13 protein-coding genes and 2 pseudogenes are annotated in these 11,888 nt (G+C 65.3%); 8 read left to right on the plus strand and 7 right to left on the minus strand.

The window, feature by feature from the left end; all coding sequences use genetic code 11:
• Positions 1-37 precede the first annotated feature (37 nt).
• Positions 38-268 (plus strand): Rdx family protein, encoded by a 231-nt coding sequence (locus tag ON38_RS29125; protein WP_039828286.1) that lies wholly within the window; start codon positions 38-40, stop codon positions 266-268.
• Positions 269-940: 672 nt separating this feature from the next.
• Here the strand turns inward: ON38_RS29125 and ON38_RS35345 are convergent.
• Complete coding sequence (locus ON38_RS35345) at positions 941-1,681, minus strand: TetR/AcrR family transcriptional regulator (protein WP_083873192.1); 741 nt, start codon at positions 1,679-1,681, stop codon at positions 941-943.
• Between the two features lie 263 nt (positions 1,682-1,944).
• Between ON38_RS35345 and ON38_RS36490 the strand changes: the two genes are divergently transcribed.
• From ON38_RS36490 to ON38_RS37750, 3 genes and pseudogenes are all read left to right on the plus strand, one after another.
• On the plus strand, positions 1,945-2,385 hold the full coding sequence (locus ON38_RS36490; protein WP_157181980.1) for a hypothetical protein: 441 nt from the start codon (positions 1,945-1,947) through the stop codon (positions 2,383-2,385).
• 980 nt (positions 2,386-3,365) lie between these two features.
• A pseudogene (locus ON38_RS29140) lies at positions 3,366-4,273 on the plus strand (IS481 family transposase); the annotation flags it as partial.
• A 175-nt stretch (positions 4,274-4,448) separates the two neighbouring features.
• The gene (locus ON38_RS37750) at positions 4,449-4,742 is read left to right on the plus strand and encodes a tyrosine-type recombinase/integrase (RefSeq protein WP_245564364.1); all 294 of its coding nucleotides are present in this window, start codon (positions 4,449-4,451) and stop codon (positions 4,740-4,742) included.
• A 64-nt stretch (positions 4,743-4,806) separates the two neighbouring features.
• Here the strand turns inward: ON38_RS37750 and ON38_RS29150 are convergent, their stop codons facing one another.
• Positions 4,807-6,243 (minus strand): amidase, encoded by a 1,437-nt coding sequence (locus ON38_RS29150; protein ID WP_039828289.1) that lies wholly within the window; start codon positions 6,241-6,243, stop codon positions 4,807-4,809.
• 94 nt (positions 6,244-6,337) lie between these two features.
• Here ON38_RS29150 and ON38_RS29155 point away from each other — a divergent pair, with 94 nt between their 5' ends.
• The 3 genes from ON38_RS29155 to ON38_RS35355 all read left to right on the plus strand — a co-directional run bounded on the left by ON38_RS29155 (position 6,338) and on the right by ON38_RS35355 (position 7,943).
• A complete protein-coding gene (locus ON38_RS29155) occupies positions 6,338-6,973 on the plus strand; it encodes a TetR/AcrR family transcriptional regulator (protein WP_039828290.1) in 636 nt (211 codons plus the stop codon).
• 71 nt (positions 6,974-7,044) lie between these two features.
• The gene (locus tag ON38_RS29160; RefSeq protein WP_039828291.1) at positions 7,045-7,575 is read left to right on the plus strand and encodes a DUF2087 domain-containing protein; all 531 of its coding nucleotides are present in this window, start codon (positions 7,045-7,047) and stop codon (positions 7,573-7,575) included.
• Between the two features lie 221 nt (positions 7,576-7,796).
• Complete coding sequence (locus ON38_RS35355) at positions 7,797-7,943, plus strand: ArsR family transcriptional regulator (RefSeq protein WP_245564366.1); 147 nt, start codon at positions 7,797-7,799, stop codon at positions 7,941-7,943.
• Positions 7,944-8,083: 140 nt separating this feature from the next.
• Here the strand turns inward: ON38_RS35355 and ON38_RS29165 are convergent, their stop codons facing one another.
• Positions 8,084-8,392 carry a PI-PLC domain-containing protein gene (locus ON38_RS29165; RefSeq protein WP_039828292.1) on the minus strand — a complete coding sequence of 103 codons (309 nt, stop codon included), beginning with the start codon at positions 8,390-8,392 and terminating at the stop codon, positions 8,084-8,086.
• A 68-nt stretch (positions 8,393-8,460) separates the two neighbouring features.
• Between ON38_RS29165 and ON38_RS29170 the strand changes: the two genes are divergently transcribed.
• Entirely contained in the window at positions 8,461-8,613 is a 153-nt protein-coding gene (locus ON38_RS29170; RefSeq protein ID WP_174372471.1) for a hypothetical protein, read from the plus strand.
• A 248-nt stretch (positions 8,614-8,861) separates the two neighbouring features.
• On the opposite strand, the gene ON38_RS29175 is transcribed toward ON38_RS29170, so the two are convergent.
• The 4 genes and pseudogenes from ON38_RS29175 to ltrA all read right to left on the minus strand — a co-directional run bounded on the left by ON38_RS29175 (position 8,862) and on the right by ltrA (position 10,761).
• The gene (locus tag ON38_RS29175; protein ID WP_083873195.1) at positions 8,862-9,137 is read right to left on the minus strand and encodes a Tn3 family transposase; all 276 of its coding nucleotides are present in this window, start codon (positions 9,135-9,137) and stop codon (positions 8,862-8,864) included.
• A gap of 13 nt (positions 9,138-9,150) precedes the next feature.
• A pseudogene (locus ON38_RS38305) lies at positions 9,151-9,378 on the minus strand (hypothetical protein); the annotation flags it as partial.
• A gap of 160 nt (positions 9,379-9,538) precedes the next feature.
• Positions 9,539-9,721 (minus strand): group II intron maturase-specific domain-containing protein, encoded by a 183-nt coding sequence (locus ON38_RS38110; RefSeq protein ID WP_306306706.1) that lies wholly within the window; start codon positions 9,719-9,721, stop codon positions 9,539-9,541.
• Positions 9,718-10,761 (minus strand): group II intron reverse transcriptase/maturase, encoded by a 1,044-nt coding sequence (gene ltrA, locus ON38_RS29180; protein ID WP_306306707.1) that lies wholly within the window; start codon positions 10,759-10,761, stop codon positions 9,718-9,720. Before ltrA ends, ON38_RS38110 begins: the two co-directional genes overlap by 4 nt.
• Between the last annotated feature and the right edge of the window lie 1,127 nt (positions 10,762-11,888).

Raw genomic sequence — 11,888 nt, forward strand, 5'->3', positions numbered from 1 at the left:
TCGGCCCCGCGAACCGCAACGAACAGAAGAGGAGACCATGACCATCACCATCACGTACTGCGTTCCGTGCAAGTACGACAAGCGCGCCCAGAACGCAGCCGATGCGATCGCACGTGATCTAGGGCTTACCGTCGACCTGATCCCTGGCCGAGGCGGCGTTTTCGACGTTGCAGTGGACGGCGTCTCGGTGGCGAAACGAACGCGTGAGCACTTCCCCACCACCGACGAGATCGTCACCGCGGTCCGAGGGCAGTCGATGCATTCGTGAGCCGCCGACACACCGAGTCATAGCCAAGTACTGGATGGCCGCCTGGATCGAGAACTCGCAGCGTTCGTCTGGACCAAGACGTCCGAAGAGATCCTCGAAAGACTCGCCTCATATTCGCGAGGACGTCCCGGCGGCGTCCTCTGCGCCATCGCTTGGGCTGGGTAAGCGATCTCGCCCGATATCGGTCGACCGTCCAGCAGCGGCGCGACGAAGTCCGCCACTAGGCGCGACGAAGTCCGCCACTATATGCCGATGGCGCGGTGGGGCCTCCACCTCTCGGCGCAATCGCTCGAAGCCGCGACCGGCGGCTCCCGCGGTGAGTACCCGACTGCCAGATCAGGGTCTTCCTCGCGTAGGCCTCCCAGTACAGTCATGCTCTGGTCGCTCGGGAGTTGCATATGCCGGAATCGTGGACCGGCGACCGCGGCCGTTGCCGGGCAACCGGAATTCCCAACGAGGTCCGCAACCAAGCCGCGACTGGTGATGGCCATGCTGGAACGCGCTCTGGCCGCGAAGACATCGCGTCGCTGGTTCACCGCTGATGAAGCCCAAGCACCTCGTTCTCCTGCTCGAGTAGCCGGTTGCGGCGATGCAGTTCCCGTCACTGTTCGGAGGGGCCGGGCTCCTCAGTTCGCGTGCACTGCTCGAGCATCCGCTCGGCATACTTCGCGTTCAGGATTTCTCGGTGTCACCGACAGCAGCGGTGATCCCTTCCAGCAGGCGATCCAGTCCGTACTCGAAGTATACGGGCCGGCTGAGTGCACCGGCGGCCAGAGCAACCGAAAGAGTGGGATAGCGCTGTTCATCGACAACTCGCGTAAGGGCATCGAGATAGGGATCGCGCCATTCATCCTCACTGACTCCCGTATCGCGTTCGGTCTCGGACATCCTGGCTCGATCACCTGCCGTACCCCGAACGTATGAATTTATGGCGAACACGACCTGCACTGCCATACGTGGCGTGAAGCCAGCACTTGTGGCGACAGCCAGAGCCGATTCGAACCAGGCCAATTCGTTGGGGCCCATCGCTCTGCGCTCGTTCAAGAGCGGCAACATCCAGGGATGTGCGACTATCATCGCTCCCAGGCTGACCGCCCAGGCGCGCAACTGCGTCTGCCAAGCGGCAGGAATCGTTGGCGGCGGTTGCCCGATTGCGGTATCGAGCATCGCTCGAACCAGCTGGGTCTTGTTGGGTACATAACGATACAGGGACATAGTGCCGGCGCCTAGGCTGTCAGCGATTCGAGCCATGGCAACTGCCGCAAGCCCCTCGCTATCCGCCAGTTCGATACCGGCCCTCACTATGAGTTGCAGACTCAGCTCTGGCCTCGGGCGGCGCCGCGCACGGGTCTGAGACTCCCACAGCCATGAAACCTCGGCCGCGACGGCGTCCGGCCCGTTGTCTTCACTCATTGCCCTGCTGCATCTCCGATCGTCGTCAGTGCGTCAGCCCGTCGGTCGGCCCACAGGCAGGCTAGCGCGAACCAGTCCACTCCGATGTTGCGGCGTAGAGAATGTGCGCCTCCGAACCTCTGGTCCGATCTGTGACCGGTCACGAACTCGAAACCAACAGACTCTACAGCGAAACCGAGCCGAGTGTACGACCCGACCGCCGGATGCCGTACGCAAGTGCGTATGCCATACTCTACTGCGTATCTCATACTGGAGGTTTTGCAATGCTCAGACGTGCGATGATCTGGTTCCTGGCGGCGTATCTGATCGTCAATGTGGTGAATACGGCCATAACGCTCGTATACACGGGAGTTGCCGGCACGACAGTTCCGGATTCCGACTTCTTGTACGATCCCGCATATCAAGCCACCGTGCCGGTGCATGTAGTCACGAACCTGCTGATCTGGGGCATATGCGGCCTACTCGCCCTATCTCGGGCGACACTCGATCGCCGACGACAATCTTTGCGCCTCGGCGTCGCTTGGGTGGCATGCGCAGTAACCATCGACTTTGTGATATATGTCGTAATCCTGGGCAACACGCGGTGGGGCCTGCCGGCGTACGACTACTACGTGGCGAACCAGCCATGGGTCACCCTCTCTTATCTCGGAATCTTTCTCGGCCCCGTATTGGCGGGAGCGTTTACGCTGAACGGCTCCCGGTGACTGCGGTCAGCTGAAATCAGAGTCCGATCGGCCGGGGTGATGACGATAGGACTACCGCGGGACGGAAATGGTCTTTTCCGGAGGAAGCCGCGTGCGGACCCCGCTGAATCTCCTACCCCTAGTACTGCAACGGCACTCAGGCGATGGTGTCCTCGGCGCCTGTAGTGGGATAAGCGGGCTTGGTGTCGGCGGCGACGCCGCCAGTTCGACCATGCCCGGACCTGGTGGGCGCAGCGGAGTGCAGGCAGGACCAAGGCGGTGGTGAGTCGGCGGATCTCCGGCAACGTGAGGGCGATTATGTCTCGATCGCTGTCGATGATTCCCTTTGCTGCAATGGCTTTCGCGGAAGCAGGCCACGCGAGGGCGAGCATCGACAAAGTGATGTGGGCATACCAGGCCCGCCACACCACGGTCCTACGGCCCGGCCGGGGAGGGTTTGCGGGTGACGTCGGTCGAGCGCACCGCCTGTCCGCAGTCCAAGGGCGGCTTCGACGCTGTCAGCCTTCGCAAGAAGCGCATCTGCAGGGTGTTTGCGGCCGCAACGTGCGCACCGTCGCGCCGTTGCGGTTTCTGGCGGACCCGGCCCTGCGCGCGTCAGTTCTCCGTGCACCCCGCCGTGCCGGAGTATCGGAATCCCGCGGCTTTCGAGCGATTGCGCCGAGAGGTGAAGGCCACATAGCACCATCGGCATATAGCGGCGGACTTCGGCGCGCCACTGCTGGACGGTGCCGCCCCGACGCTCACCGAGGTCGACTTCACCACGTGTGATCCGGCTGCTCGACGGCCCCGGTCGCGGCGATGGGAAACCTCGATGACCGCGTTGAAAGGCGAGGCAATCGCGAAAATGCTGCAGGTAATTTAGCAGGTGCGGGTCGTGATGTCGGTGACGCGCGGTGTGGGGTGAGCTGAAAGGGGCGGTTCTTCCGGCGGCAAGATGTGAAGCGCCAACTCACACATCAGCCACAACCGAAAGAACCGCCGTGTCTCACCGTAACGCCCCGCTCACCATCGAGAGCCGCCACCGGCTCGTGCACCGCTGCAGGCACCGTCCGATCGCTCATGTCGCCGCCGAGATGGGCATCTCACGGCAATGTGCATCGAAGTGGCTCAACCGATTCCGCCGCTTCGGAGAGCTCGGCCTGCTCGACAGATCCTCGGCTCCGCACCGGTCACCGACGGCGATCCCCTCGAGCTCGTCCACCGAATCGAACAGCTACGAAGGACCAGGGAGTGGTCGGCACGCAGGATCGCGCTGGAATTGGCGGCCGAGGGTACCCCGGTCTCGGTGCGGACCGTCGGCCGTTACTCGGCCTGGCTCAGGCTGAACCGGCGTCGCTTCCTGGACCCGAACGGCGAACCGAACCGGGCGCCACGCCGGATCATCGCCCGCCGACCGGGGCATATGGTGCATGTCGACATCCAGAAAGTCGGCCGGATCCCCGACGGCGGCGGCTGGCGTGTCCACGGCCGAGGCTCTGTCCAGGACCTGACCGCCCGGGCCGCGGCCAAACGCCGCCGACCCGGGTATGCGTTCCTGCACACCGCGGTCGACGGTTACTCGCGCCTGGCCTACACCGAATCCCTCGATGATGAGAAAGCGTTCACCGCGATCGGGCTCATGTTCCGGGCACGAGCGTTCTTCGCCGCGCACGGCATCACCCGGATCGAGCGGATCGTCACCGACAACGGCCCCTGCTACAAGGCCCACGACTTCGCGAAGGTACTTCTCGGGGCCCGCCACCAGCGGATCACGTCCTACACGCCCCGCCATAACGGGAAAGTCGAGCGCTACAACAGGATCTTGGCCGAGGAATTGCTCTACGCCCGTGAATGGACCTCGGATCTGCAGCGCCAAGAGGCGCTGCAGATCTGGAACATTCACTACAACTAGCATCGACCCCATTCGGCCGGATCCAGCGAACCGGTCCGCCACGGCGACCCGCAAGGGCGGAGCCAAGGATGTGGTTGCCTGGCAGACCGGGACCGCGCGGCTACTGCCACGACTGTTGGCCGGGCGCAGACAGGGACCGGTATATCCGACCGACCAAAAGGCGAAACCTGGGGTGGCGGTAGGCGATATCGACCCGTCGACGCTGCGGGGCCGGTTGTCGTATCGGCGAGCGCTGGAGTTGTGCGAGCAGCACACGGCCGACTTCGCGCGCGGTCCGTTCACGCTGCATCAGCTTCGGCACAGCCGGTTGACCCATGTGGCCGAGGACGGCGCATCGACGCCGATGCTGATGCGGATGAGTGGACACACCTCGGTCCGGTCGCTCGGTAAGTACGCGCGCCCATCAGCGGAGGCGTTGATCCGGTGGCAGGCCCAGACCGACCCCGCCGCGCGACGGCGGCTTTGACTGATCGGTCTGGGCCTGCCACCGGATGCTTGCCTCTCCTTGCTGCTCGGTGCGGTAGCACCGCCTACCGTGCGGCAGTCGAAATTTCGGAGCGTGGGTTGATCGGTGTGAGCACGCCGAGGCGGTCTTCGACCTCCTGGGCAGCGGCCAGGCACAGGTCCTCCCGGAACGCGCGCCCGATGATCTGCACGCCGGACGGCAGCCCGTCGGTCACTCCGGTCGGTACGGCGACCCCGGGCACGCCCACGAAGCTGGTCACCGTACACAGGCGCATGCCCGCGCCGACTCGTGCCTGTCCCGCTCTGTCGCGTGACTCCAGCCCCGGCTCGACAGGCGGCTCGGTGAACACCGGCCCGAGCAACAGCGGATACTCGTCGAGGAACTCCGCCCAGGAACGTCGGATGCCCAGCCAGGCCCCCATCAGCTTCATGAACTCCGAGGCTGTCACGGGCGGAGTCTTCTCCATCGCCATCTCGATGTAGCGGTCTCCGCCCTTGCCAAGCAGTGTCCGCACCACTGGCCAGGTCTCGGCGAACTCGGTCACGGTGATCCGGCCGTACGCCTTGAGTGCCTCGTCCAGCCGCGGAACGTCCGCCACCTCCTGCACGTCATACCCGGCGTCTCGCAGCGCGTCGGCCGCGGATGCAACTGCCTCGCGGACCGTGGGGTGGACACCGTGGCCGCCGGGGTCGGCAACGACTGCGACCTTCGTCCGCCCCGGCAGCGGCGCGCCGTACACGGGCACCGGTACGGCCCGCGGGTCGCGCGGGTCGGTCCCGGCCAGCGCCTCGTATGCCAGCCGCAGGTCGGTGACCCTGCGGGCCAGTGGCCCGTCTGTGACCAGTAGCTGTGAGGCCGGTCCAGGGTCGTCCGGGCCGAGGACGCGGTGGTCGGCGGGGAACCGCCCGGTGGTCGGCTTCAGCCCAGCCACGCCGCAGAACGAGGCCGGGATCCGTACTGATCCACCGGAGTCGTTGCCGAGTCCGAGCGCGGCCATGCCGGTGGCCACGGCCACCCCGTCGCCACCGCTGCTGCCCCCTGGGGTCCGGCTCGGGTCCCAGGGGTTGACGGTGTCGCCGAACAGCTCGCTGCGAGAGTGCATCCCCGCCAGGATCAGGGTGGGCATATTGCTGTGTCCGATCGGTATGGCTCCGGCCGCACGCAGCCGAGCCACCGGCAGCGCGTCTGCAGGCGCTACCAGGTCACGGAAGCGCGCCGTTCCGAAAGTGGTCGGCACGCCTTCGATAGCGGTGGATTCCTTCACCGTGAACGGCACGCCTGCCAGAGGCCCGAGTTCTTCGCCCGCGGCCCGCCGCCGGTCCATTTGTGCGGCGGCCTCACGGGCACGCTCGGCCAACAGTTGTGTGACCGCGTTGACCTGCGGGTTGACCTCATTGATGCGTTCCAGGTGGCTGTCGACGAGTTCGACCGCCGATACCTCTCCACCTCGGACCGCCTGCGCCTGGGCGGCGGCCGGCAGCTTCCACAGGGCGTCCTGCATGATCCTTGCGCTCCCCATCCACATGTCGACGTGCTTGTATCGGAACCATACCCCGGATACGATACGATCGTATCGGAATAAGGAGACAACGAGCATGCCCAAGCAGGTGGACTACGAAAGCCGACGCCGCCAGATTGCCGAAGCCGTCTGCCTGCTCGCCGACGAACACGGACCGGAAGGAGTGACCATGCGCGACGTCGCCGCCCGCGCGCAGGTCTCCCTGGGTGCAGTTCAGCGCTGCTTCCGCAGCAAGGAAGAGATGCTCCTGTTCGCCGTCGACCATGTCGGCGAACGCATCACCGAACGCATGCGGGACTGCCTGGCCCGAACCCCGGCCCAGACGGCCGCCACCGCGCTGGGCCACGTGGCCACCGAGATCGCCCTGCTTCGGAAAGAACACCGCGCCGAAGCACGGATCTGGCTCGCGTTCGTCGCCCAGGCGGCCGTCAGTGAGCCGCTCGCCGCCCCGCTGAGAACCAGCTACGCGGCCCTCCAAGGCCTCCTCGCCCGCCTCATCACGGAGGCCGCCGAGAGCGTCCCGGCCGACGAAGGCGCTGCGCCGCCCGACCCGCAGCGCGAGGCTCGCACCCTGCTCGCCCTCGCCGACGGCCTCACCAGCCACGTGCTCATAGGCCACCTGAGCGCAGAGGAGGCTGAGGAGGTTCTGCACGCGCATGTGGTCGGCCTATGGGAACGCCTCCACACCACTTGCGCCCGAGAGGCTGTCTGACATTCGTAGAGACGCGCGCGGTTCAAAGGACAGCCGGCGCCCCGACAACAACCAGAACGGACACGCTGAAAATGCCCCCCGCAGACGACCATCAGCCTTCCTGCCGCGACCTGGTGGGCGCGCTCGCCCAGAACGACCGGCGCGCTGCCTACGCGGCGCTCGCCCTCGGTGCGACGACCGTGGCCGAGGTCGCCGAACGCGCCGGGCTGCGCTCACCGGCCGCCGCCGTGGCCCTGCAGAAGCTGGCGGACGTCAGAATCGCTTCCTTCGACCGTGAGAAACACACGTACACCCTGCTCGACGACACCTTCCGGCTAGCCATCCAGTCGGAGGTCAGGGTCGCCGGGCGAGCCCGCGGGGACGGAGCGGGCTCCTACTTCCGGCGTGGCCGACTGACCTCCATCCCGGGCAACACGGAAGTGCGCAGCCGGGTGCTGGATGTGGTGAGGGACTCGTTCGAGCCCGGCGTGCCCTACCCCGAGGCCAAGGTCAATGCGATCTGCGGCGAGTGGTTCGACGACTGGGTGACCCTGCGCCGCGCCCTCGTGGACGAGGGCATGCTGTGCAGGAACGAGTCCGGCGCGATCTACGAGCGCGTCTGACACTGATGGTGTACGTAACTGCCGGGGGCGCGGGCGACCCGCAGACGGCGTCGCGGTGGCCAGGCACACGGATACGCCGGCCAGCGCCTTCAGCCGTCGGCGCGGATTTGTGGCCCGGCCCGGTCAGGTCAGGTCGTCGCCGAACCGTCGCCTGACGGCCGCTCGAGCGGTCCTCACCTTCGGCCTGGGCCCTGCTCGTTCCGCGACCAGGCCGCGCGCTCATCCAACGGCTCTACGACGAGCGGGAGACGACGGTCCAGCAGATCGCCGACATGTTCGACGTGCCCCGCTCGACGGTGGACAGGCACCTTGACCACGAGAAGACTGTCCCCCGCGAGCCCAAGATGACCGCGGTCACGAAGCCCTGACCGCTACATTGCGGCTGCCGAGCTGGGCCAGACGGTCGTGTTCTCGTATAGCTGGCGCCACCCGTCATGCAGCAGAAGGTGATGGGGTGGGGTGCGGTTCTGTGCTTCCCGTCCGGCTGGGGCCGGCTATGCGCCGATGCTCATTGAAGCAGCGATGCGATGGTGTCGATCCGGTTGGTCCAGACCAGGCCGGTGAATCCGCTGGGGATCCGGTCGAGGGATTCGGGAGTGTCGAAACCCTCGGAGACGCCGCCGGACCCGGCGACGAGCACGATCCGGGCATCCGCGTCTGCCATGCGCTCGGCGAGCCGTTCTGGCCAGCCCCACAGCCAGGGCGCATAGCCTTCCGGAATGTGTAGCTGGGTGTGGTGGCAGGCGGCGGGGACCGCGCCGACCCAGCCCATCGCCTTGTACCGGCCCAGGCAGTCGAGCATGATCCGTTCGGACATAACGCACACATCCGGCAGCCGGATACCTTGCCCGCAGCGACTCCGCTCGCGACCGTCGCCGTGTCGTCGTGCAACTCACCGGCAGCGGACACGAGTTGCTGAGCACGTCCCACGACTGGCAACGCCGCTGCTTCGACCAGCTCACCGCGGCGTGGAACGAACACGACCGCCGCCAATTCGCCAGCTACCTACAACGCCTCGCCGACGAGACGATCCAGTGAATCGATCGGCCGCGCAAGCGCCGCGAAATCTATCGGGAGGCACTGCCTAGCAATCGCGCCAACCACGCCGAACCGTCCGTCGTCTGCTCGATTACCTTGTAAGAGCAAGGCCGCGCGTGCTCGTCGGCAACCATGACGCGCAAATGTATCGATTCCGTCGGTCCGCTACCGATATCGGTCACGGTTGCCCAGATCACAGGCCCCGCACCATGGTGTCGGCGAGCGCGACGACAACATACCCATGTAGGTCATTCGTCCTCGTCGGGGGCGTCCGGATCGCGTAGCGGTCGGTGGATGCCACCGAGGTCGGGCAGCGCGAAGCTGTAGTGGCCTTCGAGCCGGATATGGCGGCGCATGAACGCCGACAGCCGGGCGGCATCCTCATCGCGCGCCGGATAGTCCTGTGCTCGTAGTTCGACCAGCGCCCGGTCCAGGTACACCGTGTTCCACAGCACCACACAGTTCAAGATCAGCCCCAGCGCCGCGAGCTGATTCTCCATCCCGTCGAGGTAGGCGCGCGTCATCTCGCCCTTCTTTGCCGTGAAATACGGTGCGGCCCAGTTCGTGGCGTCCTTCTTGAATGTTGGCCTGGGCCTTGGCCTCGCGTCGATACGGTTCGTCGTCGGCCAGCCGCAAGATGGTTGGGTCGGACCGGGGCGCGGTACTGGCTTTGCAACCAGCCTGTTTCCCGGTCCGCCCGCCGCACCCGCCGTGCGTGTCTCCACGCAACGGGCGCTCCACGCGCCTTTCCCGCTGGTCAGGCACCGATAGCGGTGACTGCCGGTTTCGGGGTCCAAGGGGCCGGGATGGTGTTGCGGCGGTGGCGGTAACGGATCACTTTGACGCTGGATGCGCCGGTGAATACGGCCCCGTTGTGTTCGATGATCCAGGTACCCGGTCGGCAGAACCGACGACGCAACTCGCTCTATTTGAGCCGGGAGTGTTTGTGGTGCAGCCACTTTGCGATGCGGTGCCACGTTAGGTGGTCGATCGCGTGGAATACCTGCTTGGACACTCCATACCTGAAGTAGTTCGCCAAGCCCCGCAGCATCCTGTTCAAACTGTTGACCAGTTCGTCCAGGGTGAGATGCAGGGTCGACCTGTTCACTTTCGCCCGGACCTTGCCCTTGATCGACTCAATCGCCTTTTTGGACGGCCGGGTATAGATGTAATGCTTCTGCGTCCCTCGTTTCCGCTGCCTGCGGTATAGTGGCCGAGGAAGTCGAAGCCCTCGTCAACATGAACGACACGGGTCTTCTCCGGCGCCAAGCGCAACCCCAACGGAGCCAGCACGCCTGCCACCTCCTCACGCAGCGCCTCGGCATGGCGTCGGTCGCCCGACACCATCAGGACGAAATCGTCCGCAAAGCGGACAATTCTCCAGTTGCCCAGGCCCTTTCGTCTGCGTGTGGGCCGCCGCTTATCGGTGCCCATTACCGTCTGCCATTGCTGGTCGAAGTGCTCATCCAGCGCGAAGAGGGCGATATTCGCCAGCAGCGGGGAGAGGAACCCGCCCTGGGGCACCCCGGTCCAGGTGTCTTCCGTTTCTCCGAAGATCGTCATGACCCCGGATTTCAGGAACGCCGTCACCAACGCGCACACCCGCTTGTCCTTGACCCGGCCCCGCACGCGACTCATCAGGGCAGAGTGATCGATCTCGTCGAAACACGCCTTGATGTCCGCCTCCAACACCCAGTGGTAATCCCTCGGGCGGGATGCGAGAAAATGGATCTCGGAAATCGCGTCATGTGCCCGCCGGTTCGGACGGAACCCATACGAGCACGGCAGAAAGTCCGCCTCGAAAATCGGCTCGAGCGCCGCTTTCAGACTGGCCTGCACGACCCGGTCGGCGACAGTCGGAATCCCGAGCTTGCGCAGGTTGCCGCCTGCTTTGGGGATCATCGCCTGCCGCACTGCGACCGGTGAGAACTCGCCGGACTTCAGCGAATTCCGGATGCCGTCCAGGAACGCATGTACCCCGATCCCGGTCTCGAGCTGGGCCACAGTGACCCTGTCGATCCCCGCCGTCCTTGCTCCGGTGTTACCGGACACGCGTTCCCACGCATGCATCAGAAACGCCGGGTCATGGACGAGGTTGAACAGATCGCCGAAACGGCGGGAGGACTCTTCTCCCGCCCAGCGATGCAACTTGATCTGTCCGTACCGTGAAGTACGCCGAATCGGGATCCGGCCACTGCACGGCGCTGGTATTCACCAGCGCAACTTCGGACATTGCACCCTTCTCCTTGACTGACATGCTGCCGCCCTTCCCCATGCGCCGGGCTCTCCCCAGCTCGGAGTACTACGACGGCTCCGCCCCGTCCGCGCTTCGGCCGGCGTCGGGCCTATCCCCATCGATCTCTCTGGCTGGGAGTCAGGAGAGAGCGCACGCGGACGGTTCCCACGTTCACTGTTGTTCGGTCAACGGGTTAGGCACCCGGCTCTGCCCCTGCGATATCGCCATGGTTACGCCGCAGTCCTTCACTATGGCCTCCCAGCTCAGGCCAACAATACCCAGCCAGAAGTTCCCCACCTGCCTATCTTGCACGTGGGTGCGCATCGCACCCCGGCCCATATCCACCGGGTTCGAGCTGGTTCAAAATGAAGAGGCTTAACGACACCGGTTCCTCGCGTATACCTTCCTGTCTCGTTCACCAGGCCCGACCCATCCGGTAGTCCCGGCCCGACCTGACTTCGTCGAGGCTGCTCCCACCCTCACCGGCGACCCCTGGATCAGGCTGCCTCCAACTTCACCCCGCCGCTACGACGACAGGGCCACGGTGGTCTCTCACCTCCGTCCGAACAAAACAGCGCCTCGTGGCGCACTGCAAGGTCTTGAAGATCCGCCCGTAGTGGGCGATCGCCTGGCCCAAGCTGGTCGGGTTGCCATCTCGGGAAATCATCCGCGTCACAACCGGTGGACAACCGGAGACTTCCTCGAACGGGGACCAACCCATCGGTCATATGGCCTGCTGGCTGTGCCGGAGACCGGCCCCCGTCACGACTGTTCAAGAAGCGCCCGCTTGTCACCGCCGAGCAGATAGGGAGTCGACGCCTCTCCGTTGCTCGAAAATCGATGCGTTCTTGAACAGGCCAGCGTGAAATCATTGCTGGCCGAGGAGGATTACCACGACCGACCGGACCGGGCTGTCGAAATCGCCGATCGGGCGGATCTGGTGGCGGTTCGAGCTGAAACCGCACCAGGTCGACGGGTTCAAACTATCGACCGATCCGCTATTCGTGGAGCAAGTGGTCGACGTCGTCGGCCTGTACCA

The sequence above is a fragment of the Nocardia testacea NBRC 100365 genome (genome assembly GCF_000308775.1).
In the GTDB taxonomy this organism is placed as follows: domain Bacteria; phylum Actinomycetota; class Actinomycetes; order Mycobacteriales; family Mycobacteriaceae; genus Nocardia; species Nocardia testacea.